This is a genomic window from Pseudomonadota bacterium (assembly GCA_039033415.1).
Lineage (GTDB): Bacteria > Pseudomonadota > Gammaproteobacteria > Xanthomonadales > SZUA-38 > JANQOZ01.
Genome location: JBCCCR010000004.1, coordinates 195837 through 214563, shown reverse-complemented (window position 1 = coordinate 214563; position 18727 = coordinate 195837). Strand labels below are relative to the sequence as shown.

Below are 18727 nucleotides of genomic sequence, written 5' to 3'. Positions count from 1 at the left end.
CGCACATCAGTTTCCTCGATTTCTGACAATGGTTGTGTCGAAAACCCTCTAGCGTTTCAATTCTAACCGTCCACCCTGGCGCATGGTTTCATTGCCTTGTTGCCACCTATACGATTCAATCACTTACGCGCCCATTTGGGCCATTCCCGCCAGCCAGTAACGCTAGGCGATCATCTAAGATTCGTGCGAGTCCGACGAGGAGATTTCCAGAAAGAGGTCGCTAAACGCCTCGGCGTCTGCACAGAAAGTGATGCCAGGTAAAACTCTCGGTCAATGTCATCGCCGAAGCAGATGGCGCGGTCTACGCCTCGCTGCACGATGTGTTGGGGAATGCCCGGCACTCTAGTCGGGGTAATCTGGCCACGCGAAGAATTCTACGCGCGCCGGTCTCGGTCGATGAATAGGTGTTGATGCTAACTCCTGTAGGAAAGTTAACCTGACCCCCTTTTGCCGCAACCTGACCCCGTATGTTCTTGGGCGTTCTTAGATGCGTAAATGGCGGTGTCTTCGGTATGGCACCCAAAGGGCTCTGAGCTATGTACGAGAGCATAAGCCGACAACACAGTGAAACGGAGATCCATGAGATCACTGGGATGGTCTGCAACAACCTCTTGGCGGTACGAGGATCTACCCAGGATACCGTTCATGTGTTGTATTTATCTGTAGATAGTCTATGGCTTCGAGTCTTCATCGACTGTGGTGTTCTATTTCTAGAAAGTGTTAGCGAGCCAGGCCGTGAGGATGACCTAGAGACCGGTGAAGAGTATCGCGATCTGGCTTCAGAGCTAGGTTTGCTCGGCCTGACGATTGGCGAGGCAAAGATGGCCAACGGAGCATTCGCTGTGACGTTTGACAACGGTCTAGAGATTCAGTTTGAGGATTTCCAAGAAGAAACCAGGTTCCTTTTCCGGCCATAAGAATAGAAAATGCTAGACGAACAGGAAACTGGAATCTTAGGGTCTAAGACCAATCGAACTCTTGGGTTCAAGGATTAGAGAAGAGCAGTGTCAGGTCGAGTCAGCGTGGGGTTACGAATTCCAGTGCCCTCGTGAGAGCTAAGATTTGGCAATGTTTGCAGCCTGGTCGATAGAGAGCCGATCTAGTTGCCGGTATTGAACGGCCTCGCTGAGATGTTGAATTGAGATCTCGCGCTGCCCTGCAAGGTCAGCAATGGTGCGGGCAACGCGCTGAACCCTGTGGCAGGCCCTGGTCGACAAGCCCAACTGATCAGCAACGTTTTCGAGCATGGCTTTTGTGCGTTTGTCGAGTGGTGCAAATTGATCGAGCGCGCCTCCACTCAGCTGCGCATTCAGTTGCTGCTGGCGTTCGTGTTGCATAATTTGCCCGGCGGCCACTCTTTCTTTAACCGTTTCTGACGCTTCCCCTCCGGGTGCCTTATTTAGCTCTCTCAGCGTGACCCGCGGCATCAGCACATGCATATCTATGCGATCGAGCAGCGGGCCTGAGATGCGCTGGCGGTAGCGTCGGACCTCTGCCGGCCCGCACTGGCACCGGCTATCCACGCCGTAATAGCCGCACTTGCAGGGGTTCATCGCGGCGACGAACTGGAACCGTGCCGGAAAGGTCACCTGGTACCCGGCGCGCGACAGGGTGATGGCGCCGCTTTCTAGCGGCTCTCGGAGCATCTCCAGCACGTGGCGCGTGAATTCCGGCAGCTCGTCGAGAAACAATATGCCGTTGTGCGCCAACGAGATTTCGCCGGGCGTTGGCGGAGTGCCGCCGCCGACCAGCGCTGCGGCTGAAGCGCTGTGGTGTGGTGACCGGAACGGACGGCAGCGAAACTCCTTCGGGTTCAGACCGCGATGGCTGACTGAGGCCACCGAAGCGCTCTCGAGCGCCTGGCTTTCGCTGAGCTCGGGAAGCACACCCGGCAGGCGCGAGGCGAGCATGGTTTTGCCCGTGCCAGGCGGACCATAAAACAGCAGGTTGTGGCCGCCTGCAGCGGCCACCTCCAACGCACGGCGGGCCTGGCGCTGGCCGCGCACGTCCGCCAGATCGGGAACCGCCCGAGGCCCAAGCGCCTGCGGATCAGGTTCGCTCAGCGGCTGCGTGCCGCACAGGTGCGCGCAGACTTCCAGCAGGTGGGATGCCTCACGAACCTGCGAGTCCGAAACCAGGGCAGCTTCCTGAGCGTTTGCCTCGGCGATGATGAGCGTTCGCTTGGCGCGGCTGGCAGCCAGGCTGACCGGCAAGCCACCCCGAATCCCGCGCAGCGACCCATCCAGCCCCAGCTCACCCAGAAACTCGTGGTCAGCGACCCGGTCCGCTGGGAGCTGGTCCGATACGAGCAATACGCCGACGGCGATCGCCAGATCGTAGCGCCCGCCTGCCTTTGGCAAATCAGCGGGTGCGAGGTTGATCGTCAGCCGCGTCCTGGGAAACAGGAAACCGGAGTTCTCCAGTGCCGCCTGCACCCGGTCCCGGCTTTCCTTCACGGCCGTCTGGGCCAGCCCTACGATGGTGACCTTCGGCAGCCCGTTGCCGCTGTGCACTTCCACCCGCACCAGCGGTGCATCGATGCCTACTTCGGCACGGCAAAAAACGGTGGCGAGTTCCATAAGCGGGTCGCATGGGAAATGGCCGATGAGCATAGCCGGCGCAGCAGGCTCGCACAGTCGGAAACAGTACCCTCGAGGTGTAGCCAATGTCCGCTCATCCTTGCCGGGGATGGCCAGGTCTAACTTCGGGAAGCTAGGGGGTGGCCGGAGCCGAAGCGCCCTTCCGACGCGGCAGCGCCGGCAGCCAGCTGATGCCAAGCTCGATCACCACCAGCGGCACAACAAACGCCAGCCATTCGCGCGTGACGTTGCGAACCTCATCGTTCTCTATAAAACCAAACAGCTCGGATTCGAAGCCATTGAGCACCCGCACCAGAACAAACGCCAGCGCCACCCCGTAGCTGCGCAACACAAAGTTGGCATGGGCGGCATAGGCTCGGCGCCGGGCGCAGATCCAGGCAGCCAGGCTGAACAACAGCCACAGCGCAGCGAAGACCACGAGGGGAGGGCGCCGGCCGGTTTCCTCGAACGTTAGTCCCAGATACAGAGCGCCGATCGAGGCAAGGATTGCTGAGACCAGATACAGCCGGCCGAGTCCACGGTGAAGGGCGGGCCTGCGGCTTCGCAGTCCTTGGGAGAACTGAACGATCGGCAGCAGCAGCAGGGGCAAGGTGAACAGCACGTGGCTGAACCGGAATGTTATCTCGACGGTACTCAGTTCTCCGCGGTCTCGCGATGCCGCAAAGATCAGTTCACCGACCAGGTACCAGGCTCCGGTCAGAAACAGGAACGCGAGCAGCAAGGTTTTGAGGCGGGCCATATCGATTTCCCTCCGAAGCGTAACCGGCCGGCGGCGTCATCAGCGAGCGTATGCCTCCGACAGGCGGTCCTATTGCACCTTAAACGCCTTAAACCTCAACGACCGCACGCCGTAAGGGCCTCAGTCGATACAGTTAGTAATCAATCGGGATGCTTGCAGGAGATCAACAGCGGCTGAACGCTGTGAACCGGGATCGGACTTGTGAGCATCGCGGCGGGCTCCGCTTGACGGTATAGCGCGTGAAGTGTTTCGTGGCCGTCCACCACGCGACCAAAGGCGGCAAAACCCGCTTCGTCCGGGTTGCGAGTGCCGCCGTGGTCGAGGCAGGGCTCGTCGCGCATGCAGACAAAGAAACTGCCGTACAGCTCGCCCACCTCGAACCGCGCCGCTGACACCGTCCACTGGCGATGTTCGAGCCCGGTCATTTCCGTACTCTCGTGTGGAACGAGTACCCGCTCCGGCTGGTCTTCGGACCACAGCCCCAGCTGCACCACGCTGATACCGTTGTGTTCCTCAGGCTCGTTGTCGGGCGTGACCACCCGGAACACGCTGCTGCCATCCAGGCGGCCCGCGGCGGCAAGCTCAGCGAAGTAGCGGCAGGTTTTTGGCGCGCGTTCAGCTTCCAGCTGAACCCGGAATTCGCCGCTGCCGGTAGTTACCTGCAAGCCATTAGCCTGGGTCAAGACGTGCCCCCAGCTGCTTGGCTCAAAGAGGCGCGAAGCCCGGCCGCCAAATCACTCGCGGGCGTTTGGCGCAACTGGACCCGAGCGACCATGCAGCCTCAGCTGGAGGGAAGGATCGGCGGTGTTCCAACCCAGATCAGTCGGGCCGTCGTCTCACCGCGATTAACGATGCTGTGATCGAGCTGGGTATTGATATGCACGCTGTCTCCCGGGCCCAGCGTGAACTCTTTCTCCCCAATGGTGGTGTCCACGGTGCCCTCCAACACGTAGAAGAAGTCTTCCCCGACTTCGCGGTGCACCACCGGCAGGGAGATGCCGGACGGAATCTCCATGAGCAGCGCATTCATCTGCTGATTACGGATGTCGCTGTCGATCCGCGCATAGGTAACCGGTGAGTTCAGCTCCAGGTAGACCGGATCGTCGCCGCGATGCACCAGGCTGGCGGCCGGCGGCGGCGTCAAAAAATAGTGGATGTCGGTCTCGAGCGCCCGAGCGAGATTCACCAGCGACACAATCGACGGTGTCGCCTTGCCCCGCTCCGCCTGAGAGATAAACGCTGGCGACAGCTCTGCGCGCTCTGCCAGCTCCTGCAGCGTCAGCTTCATGGCTTTGCGCCTAGCTTTTAGCAGGCTGCCCAAAGATCGCTTAAGAGAATCGGCGCTTGGCTTGGGTTGTGACACGGCTGTTATTGGCCCTCCGAAGGACTTTGATATACCCGATTTTTTGAGCTTATCAAATCTTTTTTGCCAGAGTAAAAATTTTTAGTATAGTGCGGGTGCGGGTATTGCCAGCATAACCGCGGGCGTCCCGGCTGACCCAACCAGTTATCGATTGGCCACTTTGGGCCTGGAGGATGAGATGACCGTGCGACGCGTGCTAACCCCTTTTCTGATCGGCGGCCTGGCCGCATTTACGGCACCGCCGGTCATGAGTCAAAGCAACTCCGCCCAGAATGACGACCTCGAGGAGATCGTTGTGACGGCCCGCCGGCGCGAAGAGTCGGTGCTTGACGCACCGGTAGCGGTCAACGTCTTTTCCGGCCGCGATGTCGTCGACGCCGGCATCGAGCGGGTCGAGGATTTCATTCAGTTCACGCCCAACGTGACGCTCGCCACGTCTCAGGGCATCGGCACCTCCTTCCTGACCATTCGGGGCCTAACCCAGGTTCGTAACGGTGAAGCCCCGGTGGCCACCCTGGTCGACGGCGTTCTGCAATTCAGCGGTATCCAGTTCCGCCAGGAGATCTTCGATATTCAGAGTATCGAGGTCGTCAAAGGCCCGCAGGGCGCCATCTACGGCCGGAACGCCACCGGCGGTGCCATCATCATCAACACCCAGCGGCCCACCAACGAGACCGACGGTTACATCAACCTCGGCTATGGTGACGGCAACGAATTTCGTGTCGGCGGCGCCATCGGCGGTGCGCTGATCGAAGACGAGCTCTATGGGCGGCTTTCGGTCAACTACATCGATCGCGATGGCTATCTCGACAACCTAACTCGCGGCACGGAGGACGATCCGTTTGAGGATCTTGCCGTGCGGGCCCGGGTCATCTGGGAGCCGACCGACAACCTGAGCGTCGATCTGCGCGCCAACTTTGCGCGCCATGACGGCCGCGGCATTGGCTTTCAGTTTCAGGGGGTGAACATTGGGGCTGACGGCATCACGGCCACCGGCTTCGGTACCGACACGGGCCCCGTCGATGCGGATAACGTTTTGCCGATCATTTCAAACAACCCGGACATCGGCGCCCGTGATACCGACGACTTTGCGGCCAAGATCGATTGGGAAACGGCTTACGGCACGTTTACCTCCACCACCTCCTACACCACCATCGAAGAGTTTGCCGACTCCGATCAGTTCCCGTACACCAACGCGCGCAGCGCCCCGGAGCTGTTCGGCTTTGACGGCACCCAGACCGGTTACTTTGACCTGGAGGCCTGGAGCCAGGAGTTCCGCTTTGCCTCACCGTCCGACCAGCGCCTGCGCTGGGAGGTCGGTGCCTACTACCTGGACTGGGAGCGTTTTGTGTCCCTCTCCACCGGCATCGATACGGGCAACGGCATCCTGCGAGTCGAGCGTGAACCGCTGACCAACGCGCTGAACCCGACCACCTCGCTATTGGCGGATGACAATGAGAACACGGCGACCGCATTCTTTGGCTCACTGGCCTATGACATCACCGATCAGGTCGAATTTTCGGTGGCGTTGCGCTACGACGACGAGGAGCGCGTCCAGTTTGTTTCGCCGCTGCAGTTCCCGGCAGGCCAGCCCGGCGCGCGTAACGAAGAGAGCTTCGACAAGCTCCAGCCCAAGGTCACGCTGCGCTACCAGCCGACGCCGAACCAGAACTGGTACGCCACCTACGGCGAAGGCTTCCGCAGCGGCCAGTTCAACCAGAACGGCATCGCGCAGGTTGCAGCAGGCGCCGGCATTATCGGCGTGTCTGACGTCGCCGATCAGGAGGACTCCGAGTCGTTCGAAGTCGGCTTTAAAGGCCAATTCCTGGACGATCGGCTGCGACTCGGCGCAGCGGTTTTCACCACCGACGTGGAAGGCCAGCAGTTCTTCTCTTTCATCGGCGCCATCAGCGCCCAGATCCTGACCAACATCGACGACGTGTCGCTGTGGGGCGGGGAGCTGGAGATGGTGTATCGGGCGACCGAACAGCTCGACGCCTATGCAGCCATCGGTTACACCAACAGCGAAATCGAGGCCTATGCGGTCGACCCGACGGCGGTGGGCAACGAAGCCCCCTACATCGCGGACAACACCTTCAACGCAGGCATCCGCTACGAGCTGGCGAACAGCCTGTTTGAGGCTACGCCCTATGTCCGGCTCGACTACGAGCGTCGCGGCAGCCAATTCTGGGACGTCAACAACTCCACCGCTCGTTCAGCGCTGGACTTCCTGAACGTCCGTCTCGGACTGCAGCATCAGGATTGGCTCCTGTCAGCGGATATCGAAAACGCGCTGGACGAGGAGTTCAACTCGGAGTGGGTCGCGGGCGGTTTCTCCGCGGCGGCGCCCGGCCGGATCTGGCGCGTCCAGCTTCGCTACGACTTCTTTTGATTAACTCAACCGCTTGGGCGGCCAACGATTTGGCCGCCCAAATGTTATACCGACTCCCCTAGCGCCCCGCAGGAGCAACCATGTCTGAGTTTCGCGTATCCGCCGACATCGGCGGCACCTTTACCGATCTGGTCGTCGACCCTGCCGATGGCCCCACGTTCGTCGGCAAGGTGGCCACCACGCCGGACAATCCGGCTCGCGGCGTGATCGAGGGAGTGCAGCAGCTCATCCCCAACGCATCTGAAATCAACTTCTTTGTGCATGGCACCACGGTGGGGCTAAACGCGTTTCTGGAGCGGCGCGGTGAGCGCGTGCTGCTGCTGATGACCGCCGGCAGCGGGGACAGCTACTCGATTGCGCGCGGCAATCGGCAGACCCTCTACGATCTGCAGTATCGTAAGCCTGAACAGCTGGTCGCCCGCCGCGATGTCCACGAAATTGGAGGCCGTCTGGCCTGGGATGGCGAAGAGCTGGAGCCGCTTAACCACGACGACCTAAAGGCGGTTGTCGACAAGGTGAAGAGCGAACGGATCGCCTCGGTGGCGGTGTGCTTCCTACACTCGTATGCCCACCCGCAGCACGAGCTGGAGGCGGGCAAGATCCTGAGCGAGGCACTGCCCGGAGTATCAATCACGCTGTCACACACCGTGGCGCCCGAATGGCGTGAATATGAGCGGGCTTCCACGGCGGTGATGAATGCCTACGTGGCGCCGGTCGTCCAGCGTTACCTGTCTAGCCTCGAACAGCAGTTTTCCGACCTAGGGATGGGCGCAACGGTGCACGTAATGCAGTCCAGCGGCGGCGTGGCCACCGCGGAGGCCGCGCGCGATAAGCCGGTGTTCACGCTGCTCTCCGGCCCGGTGGGCGGAACCGTTGGCGGGGTTTCCCTCGCCAAAGCGATGGGCCGCAATAACCTGCTCTGCGTCGACATGGGCGGCACGTCGTTCGACCTCTCGCTGGTCATCGACGGCTCGGGCACCGCCACAACCGAAACGGAACTCGAAGGGCTGCCGCTGCTGATGTCGATCCTGGATATCCAGACCATCGGCACCGGCGGCGGTTCGATCGCCTGGATGGAGGGAGAAGGCCTTCGGGTAGGACCCCACAGCGCCGGCTCCCAGCCCGGCCCGGCGTGCTACGGCCGCGGCGGCACGGAGCCGACCGTCACCGACGCCAACGTTTTTCTGGGCCGCCTGGGCGTGGCTTCCCTGCTGGGCGGCGACATGACGCTGGACTTGGATGCCGCCACCACCGCCATCAATTCACTGGCCGAGCGAGCAGGCATGACGCCCACGGCGCTGGCGGAGGGAATCCTCGCGATCTCCAACGCCGCGATGGCTGACGCCATGCGCACCATCACGGTAAGCCAGGGCCTCGACCCCAGAGATTTCAGCCTCGTGGCCTTTGGTGGCGCCGGGCCGATGGCCGCCGTGTTCCTGGCCCAGGAGCTCGACATCGGGGAGGTGGTGGTGCCGAACTTCCCCGGCACTTTTTCGGCCTGGGGCATGCTGCAGACCGATCTGCGCAGCGACCAGACCTGCGCCTACTACAGCCCCACGCAGTCAGTGGATCTGGCGGACCTGGAGAGCCACTACCAGGGCCTGGAGAAAGAGGGCGCCGAGGCGCTGCGAGCTCAGGGGGTTGCTGACGAAGCGCTATCCTTTGAGCGATCAGCCGACATGCGCTACATCGGCCAGGAGTACTCGATTAACGTGGCGCTGCCCGCCGGCAGCCAGGTGGATGACATCGTCGCGGCGTTTCATGAAAGCCACGAGCGACGCTACGGCCATGGCTCGCCCGGTGCGCCGGTGGAGTTCGTGAACCTCCGCCTGGCGGCTTTTGGCGCGCTGGTGCGATCCGACTTTGAGGAGCCCGGCCAGGGTGGCGCGGAGGCCGACCCGGTGCTGGGAGAGCGTCAGGCCATCTATGGCGGTCAGGAACTGCCGACGCCGGTCTACGATCGGCTCAAACTCACGAGCAGTCACAGCCTGGCGGGCCCGGCGATCATCGAAGAGAAAAGTGCGACGACGGTGGTCCCGCCCGGCTGGGTGGCGCGCGTTGATGACATCGGCAATATTCTGATCACTCGGGAGGACAGCCAATGAGCACGCAAGTCGATCCGGTCACCACGGAAATTATCCGCAACGCGTTTATCGCGATCGCCAACGACATGAACGCGACGCTCATCCGCAGCGCGTTTACGCCAGTGATCTACGAAGGCAAAGACTGCTCGGTAGCGCTGATCGACGATCAGGGAGAGGTGCTCGGCCAGTCGCTGGGCCTCCCGCTATTCCTCGGCAACCTGGAGATCTGCGTCAAGCTCATCGCCGAGCAGCACGGCTGGGACTACTTCAAGCCCGGCGACGTGTTCTACATGAACGACTCTTACATGACCGGCACACACCTGAACGACTCCACGGTGATTATGCCGATCTTCCACAATGACCAGCGTATCGGCTTCGCCGCCTCGCGAGCCCACTGGCTGGACGTCGGCGCCAAAGACCCCGGCACCCCGGTGGACTCGCACGAGATCTATCAGGAAGGTACGCGCTGGGGGCCCACCCGGCTATACGACGGTGGCGTCGCCCGCGATGACGTGATCGATCTGCTGCGGCGCAACAGCCGCTTTGGGGACGCGCTGATCGGCGACCTCAACGCGCAGATCGCCGCCGGGCGCACCGGCGAGCGGCGCCTCAAGTCGCTCTTTGACCGCTTTGGCGTGGAGACCATTCGCGCGGCGCGCGACGAGATCTTCCGTCAGACCGAAACCCGCGAGCGGCAGGCTGTCGGCGAGATTCCTGACGGCAGCTACGTCGCGGAAGGTGCGCTGGACGACGATGGCCTCGGCAACGGTCCGGTCCCGGTGAAGCTCAAAATTGATGTGGCCGGCGACAGCATGCGTCTCGACCTCGCGGGCTCCAGCCCGCAGGCCCGCGGTCCGATCAACTGCGGGCTGACCCAGACTATCGCCGCCGTCCGCGTGGCCTACAAGCTGCTGGTAAGCCCCGACGTATCACCCAACGGCGGCTCGTTTAAGCCTCTCGAGGTGAGTGCACCCGATTCCAGCGTGTTCAACGCGAAAGAACCGGCGGCCTGTGGCTGGTACTTCACGCCGCTCGGGCTGCTGATTGATCTCGTGATTAAGGCGCTGGCGCCGGCGATGCCGGGGCGCGTTGCGGGGGCGCACTACGGCGACTCGATGGTGATCACCATTGCCGGCACCGATCCGCGCAACGGCGACCAGCCTTACCTGATGATCGAGCCGACCACTGGAGGCTGGGGTGCCTTCGACGGCGGTGACGGGGCCAACTCGCTGATCAACAACGTTAACGGAAGCTTCAAAGACCTGCCGATCGAAGTGTTTGAACGCAAGTATCCGCTGCGGATCCGGCGCTACAACATCCGCGAAGACTCCGGCGGCGCCGGCCGGTATCGCGGCGGCAACGGCACCTATCGTGAATACGAGGTGCTGGCCGATTCCGTGCTTTATCTCTGGTTTGAGCGCGCCGTGACGCCGGCCTGGGGGCTGTTCGACGGTGGTGACGCCCGGCCGCCGCGAGTGGAAGTCGACGTGCCCGGTGAAGACACCGAAACCTACCTCAAGGTGAACGCCAAGCCGGTAGCGGCGGGCACCATCATCCGTTCAAGAACGGGCGGTGGCGGTGGCTTCGGCCCAGCGATGGAGCGAGCGCCGGAGCAGGTGCGGGCAGATGTGCTGGATGGTCTGGTAACCCGAGATGCGGCTCGTGAGCAGTACCGTGTAGTGCTGGGTGACGACGGCAGCGTCGACGCGCAGGCCACCGAAGCCGCTCGCGCCGCTAGCGCGTGAGCAGCGCGCCTGGCCAGAGCGGTGAGTTCACCCTAAGCCAGGTGCCGCGCGACGCCACCTACAGCGGGTGGCACATTGCGCTGGTGGTGATCGGCGGCACCATCTCCATTCCCGGTTTTCTGATGGCCGCTCAGATCGGCTCGTCCCTAGGTCTCAGACAAGCCGCTATCGCGTTTGTCCTCGGCTGTTTTGTGCTGGGGCTCCTCGGTGCCGCCACCGGGGCGGCCGGGCAGAAGTCGGGGCTCTCCGCCCATATGCTCGGACAGTTTGCCTTCGGCCGTATCGGCGGGCGGGCCGCAAGTCTGGCCATCGCGCTGTCGCTGGTCGGCTGGTTCGGGGTGATCTCCAGCATCTTCGCCATCGCCGCTCAGGGTCTGGCCGAAAGCGTATTTGGCGTCAGCGTGCCGTTCAGTGCGCTGGTGATTGTGGGCGGTGTCCTGATCGTCGGGGTTACCATTGCGGGCTTCAAAGGGTTGGATCGGCTGGCGCTGGCGCTGGTGCCGCTGATGTTTGCGTTCCTTCTCCTTGCAGCCTGGCTGTCGCGCGAGCAGCTCAGCAGTGGATCGCTGCTGCCGAGCACCTCGGATATGAACCTGGCCACCGCGGTCTCCGCGGTGATCGGCAGCTACATCGCCGGCGTGGCAATCCAGCCCGACTACGCGCGCTTTGCGCCCAGCCGGAAGGCGGCTTTGATATCAGCGTTCTTTGCGCTGGGGATTTCTTTTCCGCTGGTGCTGCTGTGCACCGCGATCCCGAGCGTTGCGGCCGGAGAGAGCGACCTGTTTAAGGTCATGGCGTCGCTGGGGATCGGCGTGCCGGCATTTGCGCTGCTGGGGCTCGCCGCGTGGTCATCGAACGTGCTGTGCGTCTATTCCGCGGCGTTGTCCTTTACGACCATCTTTCCGCGCTCAGGCTTTGCGCCGGTGGTGCTGGCGATCGGTGTTGCCGGTACCGGACTGGCGCTCGTGCACGTGGAAGCCTTCCTCACCGACTACCTCGTGCTGCTGAGCATCGCGATCCCGCCGATCGTCGGCATCCTGGCGTCCGACGCGCTGATGTTTCGCTCCGACCACAGCGAGGATGCCCGCCGCCGGCTGCCCCTGTTTCGAATTCCACCGATGCTGGGCTGGGTCGCCGGCATTGCCGCCGGCGCCTCGACCTTTTCCGGTGGGCCTTCACCCACAGGGTCGCCGGCGCTCGATTCGATTGCCGTTTCAATGTTGGTTTACCTGTGCGGGACCTTCATTTCGTCGCGGGTTCAGCTCAAACCCGCCAGTTAACAGCGCGCACGATCTCGCTGCGCTTGCCACCTTACGGAGGACCGGGTCATGTCTAAGAACCACCAAGAATGGGTGATCAGCGAATACGCGGGCATTGCCGGACTGGAGCTGCGGCCTTGCGAACCCGCCGATCCGGGTCCCGGCGAGGTGCGCCTGCGGGTTGAGGCGTTTGCGCTCAACTGGGGCGACATGGATCTGATGCAAGGTCGGTATTCGTTCAATTTCAGCGAGCTCCCTGCCCGGATAGGTTGCGAGGCCGTTGGGATTGTCGACGCGGTAGGCGAGGGGGTTGAGGGCATTGAGCCCGGCGCGCGCTACTGCACGCTGCCGTATTTCTACGACATGAAAGGCGGCAGCGCCACGACGATGCTCATCAATGCCCATTACCTGACGCCGGCGCCGGAAGGCTTAACCGCCGTCGAGGCGGGCTCCATTTGGATGCAGTACATGACGGCCTACTTTCCGGTCGCCGAACTGGCGGCGGCGGGCCCCGGCGTGAACATCCTGGTGACGGCTGCCACCAGCACCGCCGGCTATGCCGCGCTGGAAATCGGCAGCATGAAGGGCGCCACGATGATCGGCACGTCGCGCTACGACTACAACGACGATTATCTCCGAGCCGGCGGCGCCAGCCACACCTATTTTGGGGAAGGTGAAGGCCTGCCGGAGGCGATCAAAGAATTCACCGACGGCGTCGGCGTGCACGCCGTCTTCGACTCGGTGGGTGCGGGCATGATTGCGCAGTACAGCAAAGCGCTGGCCAAAGACGCGCAGATTTTTACTTACGGCACGCTCGACGAAAAGCTGCCCGAGCTGCCGATGATGGACCTTTATCAGGCCAACGCCACCTTCAAACCTTATTCGCTGTTTCATTACGTTCAGGACCCGGACTCGCAGGCGCGAGGCCTAAGCTTTGTCTACGAGTCGCTGAAATCCGGTGCGATTCGACCTAACGTCGATCGGGTGTTTCCGATGGCGGAGTATCCGCAGGCCTGGGAGTATCTGCGGGCGCCGCGGAAGAAGCACGGCAAGGTGATGGTGCAGGTGGCTGAGGAAGGCTAGCTTCCTTAGTGGGCGTGCCGACGTTTTAGAAACCAACGCGGCGGCGATCGTTCCGTCAATCGCCGCCGCGGTCTAAAACGTTGTCTTACCGAACTAAAGAGGTCAGCCGGCGGATTTTGCGATCTGGATATCGCCGTTGAGCGTTTTCGTCTTAATCACCGGGCCCCCGCCGTTAACCAGTGCGGTGATGACGGTACCCACCTTCACCTTGACGCCGCGGCCTTTGCGCGAGCGGTCCACCATCGGCTTGGTCGGCCGGACCTCAACCTCAAAGTCGGAGTAAATGTTCCCGCGAGCGGTATCGATGTGGAACTCCGCGCCGGTTTCATTGGGCAATGCCACCGTGAGGTTGCCGTTGACCGACGTCAGCGACAGCGCGTGGTCGGATTCCAGCCCGGTCAGCTCGATGCGAATGTCTTCGTTCACCGATTCGGCGATGACTGAGCCGCTGACGTTGGTCGCCGTGATCGGGCCGTTGACGTTGCTGAGCTCAAATTCGCCGTTGACGTCCGATATTTCGATCACCCCATCGTTGACGGTCGACAGCTCAAGGTTTGCGTCATGGGGCGTATGGATCGTCACCCGGACTCGGTTGGTTCGCCAATCGGAGTTCAGCGAAATCCGATTGTCTTCCTCTTCCACCTCCAGCGAATAGCCGCCGGTCTTGATGGGTTTTGCGCCGCTGGGGGTAATGATGCTGCGCTGACCGGAGAGTACCGACACGTCGAACTGCACGTCCTCGCGGTCTTCGCCGATCACCTCGATGTGCGCGGACAAAATGCTCACGTCGATGGAGACGGGTTCGCCCGGCCGCGAGAGCGGAATGTTGATCGTCTCGACATCCTGAGCCTGCGCGAGGCCGCCCACCAGCAGCGGCAGGGTCAGCAGCATGCTGTAGAGGGCTGCCGGCCAACCGGCGCTCCGCGGTAAATACTGGTTATTTAAACTCATTGTGCTCTCCATTTCTCAAATCCCATATCGTTGGTGTTCGCGTGTCAAATCTCTTTGATCGCGATGTCGCCGTTGAGCGACTTGACAGAAAAGACAGGCCCGCCTGCGCCGATGCGCAGCCCCCCTGCCTGGTTGATCTTGTAGCGAACGCGTTTGCCGTCCCGGGTCTTCTTGACCGAGGGCTCCAGCGCCACCGGCTCAATCTCAAATTCGCTGTGCACGCTGCCGTTGAACAGGTCCACCGCCAGGTCCATGCCGCTGCCGGTCGGGAGCGCAATCGTGATGTCACCGTTGATGGTCTCGACCTCACAGGCCTGGCCTGGCGACCCGGTCAGGGTCAGGTCAAGCTGGCCGTTGATGGACTTCACGCGTCCGCAGTCACGTGCGCCGCTCACAAAGACCGGGCCATTGACGTTACTGGCGCTGACGAGGCCCTCAACTCCGTCGACTCGGACCTGCCCGTCATTGACGGTGCGCACCTCAATTTGTGCGTCCACCGGCACCCATACCTCGATATCCAGGTCGACTCGGCACCCGCGGCAAGGGTTCGATCGCTGCCAGCGGTCCTGGCCGCCCAGCATCAGGCTGACGCTGTTATCGTCAGCCTCCAGCAGAAGGGGAAGCACTTCCAGCGAGCGCTCAAACAGCGCCTGCGTGGGAGCCCATCGTCGCTCCGCGACCGCCAGGCGGATCTCACCGGCTGAGCTCGCGTTGACCCGAACGTCGCCCCACACGTTGTGGACTACCAGCCGAGGTGCGTTGCCCGAAACCGGGAAGACCTGGTCCCAGCTGTCAGTCTTTTCGACGGCGCCGGCGGGGCTGCTGCTGAGCAGCCATACGCCTAGAATCATATAAGTCAGGTTTTTCATGGTGATCAGGCCTCCGTTGGTTCAACAGCGCTGGTTACGTAGGGCACCAGGTCGGGGTGCAGCCGCTCGGCGCGGGCCAGGTCCAGCAGGAGACGGACCTGCCGCGCGGTCCCGTGGCGCAGCACCAGATCGACAAGCGCCAGCTGCACCAGCGGAGAATCGGCACCCTCCAGCAGCCCCATCAGCTCGTCGCCGACCTCAGCGCTGGCGATTTGCGGCCCCAGCGCGTCGATAGCAGCGCTGCGCACCGAGGCGCTCTGGTCCTGACTGGCGCGGCGCAGGAGGGCCCTGGCCAGGTCAGGGTCATCTGCCACGAGCTCACCGGCTGCAATCACGCCGCGCAGTCGTGCGTTGGTTGACGCCTGCTCCAGCTGGTCCAGCAGTACCCGGCGGTTCAGGTCTGACACCTGCTCCTGCAGCGCTACCAGCTGATCGGTTGTGCCCGTGCCCTGCGATGAGGGATTCAGTGCCAGCCCAAGACCCAGACCGATCACCATGCAGGCGACGGCCGGTACCCAAAGGCTGACGTTGCCGAAGCGCGCCGCCAGCCTCTGCGCCAGGGTCGGCCGGCTGGCCTCGCTCAGCGCATCGTAAAACCGACTGCGGAGCGCGGGCCCCGGTTCTGCCCGGTTGATCTGAGACAGGCTGTCCCAGAGTTGTTGTTCTTCCGGCGCGCCGTCGAACGGCACACCACGTTGTTTTTCGTCAGACATGTGCGGGGTTAACCTCCATGGCCTTAAATATGTCGTTAAGCTGATTCATGGCACGGTGCATGCGGACCCGCGCCGCGCCGGGCTTGCAGCCCAGGGCCTGGGCCAGCTCGTCGTAGCCCTCAAATTCAAAACGGCCCAGCCAGATCACCTCCCGGGCAGCCTCTGGCAGCCGGGCCAGCGCGGTTTCCAGCTGATCGAGGCGCTGCTTGTCGCTGGCGCTTTGTTCTGCGCTGCGTTCGTCCACCATGTGGCCGAGGTTTTCCGCATCGGGTTCAGGCACCGTGATGCCGCGGCGCTTGTTTTTCCTCAGCTCGTCGAACGTCAGGTTGCGCGCAACGTTGTAGAGCCAGGCTTTAAAGCAGCCTTCGCCGCGAAAGCTGCCGGCCTTGCGCAGCACGCGGATAAAGATCTCCTGGGTCAAGTCTTCCGCCAGCGCCGGATTCCGGGTGAGCTGCAGGCAGAACTGGTAGATGCCCCGATGATGGCGCTCAAACAGCGTGCCGAGGCACGAGCTGTCGCCGTCGGCAACCCAGCTAATTAATTGTTCGTCGGATACGGCCTGCATTGCGGTCTCTCGTAACGTTCAGTGGTAAGACGCCAGGAGTTGGGATGTGTTACGCGATTCCGCGATGATCAGAATTCTGTGGGGTGAAAGCATCGTCTGGCTCAGCCGTCTGTCCTATGGCGCCGGTTGGCGGGCCGGGTGTTAGCGCGGTTGGCTGCCATGATATCTTCAGCGCATGAAATATCTCGGTTTCGGTCTGGGGCTTCGAGCCGAACACGGTCAGCACGTGCTGGATTCGCGCCCGGAGGTGGACTGGTTCGAACTTCAAACCGAGAAATTTATGGCCCCGGGTGGTCTGCGGCGCCACTACATGATGACGCTTCGGGATCGTTACCCGATGGCGCTCGGCAACGCCGGTCTGTCCATCGGCAGCACCGAGCCCCTGGACAATCGGTATCTCAATCAGCTCAAAGCGCTGGCTGATGAACTCAAACCGCAGTGGATCTCCGATCAGCTCGCGTTTTCCCGGGCGGCGGGCGTCAATAGCCATCTGCCCCTGCCCCTGCCGGGGACCGAGGAGGCGCTTTCCCACGTAGTCGAGCGTATCGGACAGGTGCAGGAGCTGCTGGGGCGGAAGATTCTGGTCGAAAATGTCTGTAGCTATGTTGTCTACCGTGAGTTCGAGCTGGCGGAATGGGATTTTCTCAACGCGGTGGCAGAACGCGCCGACTGCAAAATTTTGCTCGACCTGGGCGCCGTCTTGGTCAACGCGAAGAATCATGGCTTCGACCCGGAAGACTACCTCGCTGCACTCAACGTGGGGCGGGTTCAGCAGATCCACCTGTCGAGCTGCACGCGCGAGGGTGACCTGCTGATTGGCAACCCAACCCGGCCAATTCCGAAGCCGGTTTACGAGCTCTACCAGTCAGCCGTTCGGCGCTTTGGTGCTGTCAGCACGGTCGTGAAGCGTGAGGGTGCAGCACCTGCCTTCAGCGATCTGATCGACGAGCTGACCCGTGCACGAAACCGCGCCAGCAAGGGGCTGGGCGCCCCGGTGCCGAAACCATGAGTCTCCAAGAGCTGCAGCAGGCATTTCTTCGCGATCTGATCGGCTCCAACCGGGACCAGCTGGCGGGGTTCCTTGCCGAAGAGGGCCCGATCCCGCGGACAACTCAGCTCAACATTTATCGCAAGGCTTATCTCAAGAACCTGCTGGAAACGCTGGCCACCGAGCACGCCATGCTGCGGCGCTACGTGAAAGATAAAGTGTTTTTGCGTCTGGTCCGCGAATACCTGCAGGACCACGAGTCGCGGGAGTCGTCGCTGCGGCATTTCGGCGACGCGCTGCCGGACTTTCTCGAAACCCACCCCAATTTCAACCGCGCACCGCAGCTGGCTGAGCTGGCACGTTTTGAGCGCCTTAGGCTGCAGACCGCGGACGCTGCTGCCGGCACGCGGGTGACGATGGAGGAAATGACCGATCTGTCGGCGGAGCAGTGGTCGATGCTGACGCTGCATCTGCATCCAAGCGTGCAGGTCGCGCGTTTCGACTATCCAGCGGTCACGATCTGGCGTGCGGTGGAAAAGGGTCAAAAGCCGCCACCGGCCAACCGCGCCGCGAGCGCCTGGCTGATCTACCGCGACGCAAAACGGATCATCCGATTTCGGGCCGTGGAGCCCGACGAGCAGGCAGCCCTCGAGCGCGTCTCCGCCGGCGCACCGTTCAGCGACGTTAATCAGACGCTTCTCCGCTGGCACGACACGGGCGACGCGCAGGCACGCTCAATCGAGCTGATGTCCGGCTGGGTTGAGGAAGGGCTGGTCGCTGAGCTGGCGGTGCAGTCCGACGGCATGTGGTGAACGGCCGCCGGCAGCCGTGTACCTAACGGTCAAACTGATCCATCAGACCACCGCCGTGTTGACCATCAGCGGATTTATGCTGCGAGGTTGGTGGATGATCCGCGAATCGCCGCTGCTTCAGCACCGACTTACCCGAACGCTCCCACATATTAATGACACCGTCTTTTTGCTGACCGGCCTTACGCTGGCGGCCATGCTCCATCAGTACCCGCTCAGCCATGATTGGCTGACCGCCAAAGTCCTTGGCCTGCTGGCCTACATCGTTCTTGGTTCACTTGCGCTGAAACGCGCCAGGCGGAAAAACGTCCGCGTGCTTTGCCTGGTACTTGCACTGCTGACCTTTGCCTGGGTCGTGAGCGTTGCGCTCACTCGATCGACCTTCGGGTTTTTCGCTTTTCTGGTCGGTTGAGCGGTCCGCTAGACAATCCGGCGGGCTTTCAGTGCTCGCTCAAATGGCCGCTGTTTTCTGCGGCGATGGTGAGGGCCAAAAGTCGCGGTTTTTCCAGCTGACTCGCAACTTTGACGAAGTTGCGACGAAACTCTGATCATTTAAAGGAAGCCCTT

Annotated in this window: 17 protein-coding genes; 9 read left to right on the top strand and 8 right to left on the bottom strand. The window is 62.2% G+C overall.

The window, feature by feature from the left end; translation table 11 throughout:
* Window positions 1-536: 536 nt before the first annotated feature.
* The gene (locus AAF358_04825) at window positions 537-917 is read left to right on the top strand and encodes a hypothetical protein (protein MEM7704851.1); all 381 of its coding nucleotides are present in this window, start codon (window positions 537-539) and stop codon (window positions 915-917) included.
* A 138-nt stretch (window positions 918-1055) separates the two neighbouring features.
* Here the strand turns inward: AAF358_04825 and AAF358_04820 are convergent, their stop codons facing one another.
* The 4 genes from AAF358_04820 to AAF358_04805 all read right to left on the bottom strand — a co-directional run bounded on the left by AAF358_04820 (window position 1056) and on the right by AAF358_04805 (window position 4702).
* Window positions 1056-2579, bottom strand: a complete 1524-nt coding sequence (locus AAF358_04820; GenBank protein ID MEM7704850.1) for a YifB family Mg chelatase-like AAA ATPase — start codon at window positions 2577-2579, stop codon at window positions 1056-1058.
* Between the two features lie 133 nt (window positions 2580-2712).
* Window positions 2713-3339, bottom strand: a complete 627-nt coding sequence (locus AAF358_04815; protein MEM7704849.1) for a DUF2306 domain-containing protein — start codon at window positions 3337-3339, stop codon at window positions 2713-2715.
* Between the two features lie 140 nt (window positions 3340-3479).
* Window positions 3480-4004 carry a peptidylprolyl isomerase gene (locus AAF358_04810; GenBank protein MEM7704848.1) on the bottom strand — a complete coding sequence of 175 codons (525 nt, stop codon included), beginning with the start codon at window positions 4002-4004 and terminating at the stop codon, window positions 3480-3482.
* Between the two features lie 116 nt (window positions 4005-4120).
* A complete protein-coding gene (locus tag AAF358_04805; GenBank protein ID MEM7704847.1) occupies window positions 4121-4702 on the bottom strand; it encodes an XRE family transcriptional regulator in 582 nt (193 codons plus the stop codon).
* Between the two features lie 178 nt (window positions 4703-4880).
* On the opposite strand from AAF358_04805, the gene AAF358_04800 reads away from it, so the two are divergent.
* The 5 genes from AAF358_04800 to AAF358_04780 all read left to right on the top strand — a co-directional run bounded on the left by AAF358_04800 (window position 4881) and on the right by AAF358_04780 (window position 13265).
* Window positions 4881-7094 carry a TonB-dependent receptor gene (locus AAF358_04800; GenBank protein ID MEM7704846.1) on the top strand — a complete coding sequence of 738 codons (2214 nt, stop codon included), beginning with the start codon at window positions 4881-4883 and terminating at the stop codon, window positions 7092-7094.
* Window positions 7095-7174: 80 nt separating this feature from the next.
* Window positions 7175-9199 carry a hydantoinase/oxoprolinase family protein gene (locus AAF358_04795; protein MEM7704845.1) on the top strand — a complete coding sequence of 675 codons (2025 nt, stop codon included), beginning with the start codon at window positions 7175-7177 and terminating at the stop codon, window positions 9197-9199.
* The gene (locus AAF358_04790) at window positions 9196-10923 is read left to right on the top strand and encodes a hydantoinase B/oxoprolinase family protein (protein MEM7704844.1); all 1728 of its coding nucleotides are present in this window, start codon (window positions 9196-9198) and stop codon (window positions 10921-10923) included. The genes AAF358_04795 and AAF358_04790 overlap by 4 nt, the downstream gene beginning before the upstream one ends.
* Entirely contained in the window at window positions 10920-12203 is a 1284-nt protein-coding gene (locus tag AAF358_04785) for a cytosine permease (protein ID MEM7704843.1), read from the top strand. Before AAF358_04790 ends, AAF358_04785 begins: the two co-directional genes overlap by 4 nt.
* Window positions 12204-12251: 48 nt before the next feature.
* Window positions 12252-13265 (top strand): zinc-binding dehydrogenase, encoded by a 1014-nt coding sequence (locus AAF358_04780; protein ID MEM7704842.1) that lies wholly within the window; start codon window positions 12252-12254, stop codon window positions 13263-13265.
* Between the two features lie 102 nt (window positions 13266-13367).
* On the opposite strand, the gene AAF358_04775 is transcribed toward AAF358_04780, so the two are convergent.
* The 4 genes from AAF358_04775 to AAF358_04760 are packed head-to-tail and all read right to left on the bottom strand — an operon-like array spanning window position 13368 to window position 16363.
* Window positions 13368-14216 (bottom strand): hypothetical protein, encoded by an 849-nt coding sequence (locus AAF358_04775; GenBank protein ID MEM7704841.1) that lies wholly within the window; start codon window positions 14214-14216, stop codon window positions 13368-13370.
* A 44-nt stretch (window positions 14217-14260) separates the two neighbouring features.
* Window positions 14261-15085 (bottom strand): hypothetical protein, encoded by an 825-nt coding sequence (locus AAF358_04770; protein MEM7704840.1) that lies wholly within the window; start codon window positions 15083-15085, stop codon window positions 14261-14263.
* Between the two features lie 5 nt (window positions 15086-15090).
* Entirely contained in the window at window positions 15091-15798 is a 708-nt protein-coding gene (locus AAF358_04765; protein ID MEM7704839.1) for a hypothetical protein, read from the bottom strand.
* Complete coding sequence (locus tag AAF358_04760; GenBank protein ID MEM7704838.1) at window positions 15791-16363, bottom strand: sigma-70 family RNA polymerase sigma factor; 573 nt, start codon at window positions 16361-16363, stop codon at window positions 15791-15793. The genes AAF358_04765 and AAF358_04760 overlap by 8 nt, the downstream gene beginning before the upstream one ends.
* Window positions 16364-16538: 175 nt before the next feature.
* On the opposite strand from AAF358_04760, the gene AAF358_04755 reads away from it, so the two are divergent.
* The 3 genes from AAF358_04755 to AAF358_04745 are packed head-to-tail and all read left to right on the top strand — an operon-like array spanning window position 16539 to window position 18572.
* Window positions 16539-17372, top strand: coding sequence for a DUF692 domain-containing protein (locus tag AAF358_04755; protein MEM7704837.1), 834 nt, complete (start codon window positions 16539-16541; stop codon window positions 17370-17372).
* Window positions 17369-18163: a DNA-binding domain-containing protein gene (locus AAF358_04750; GenBank protein MEM7704836.1), complete on the top strand. Its 795-nt coding sequence runs from the start codon at window positions 17369-17371 to the stop codon at window positions 18161-18163. Before AAF358_04755 ends, AAF358_04750 begins: the two co-directional genes overlap by 4 nt.
* Before the next feature lie 16 nt (window positions 18164-18179).
* The gene (locus AAF358_04745) at window positions 18180-18572 is read left to right on the top strand and encodes a SirB2 family protein (protein MEM7704835.1); all 393 of its coding nucleotides are present in this window, start codon (window positions 18180-18182) and stop codon (window positions 18570-18572) included.
* The last annotated feature ends 155 nt before the right edge of the window (window positions 18573-18727 follow it).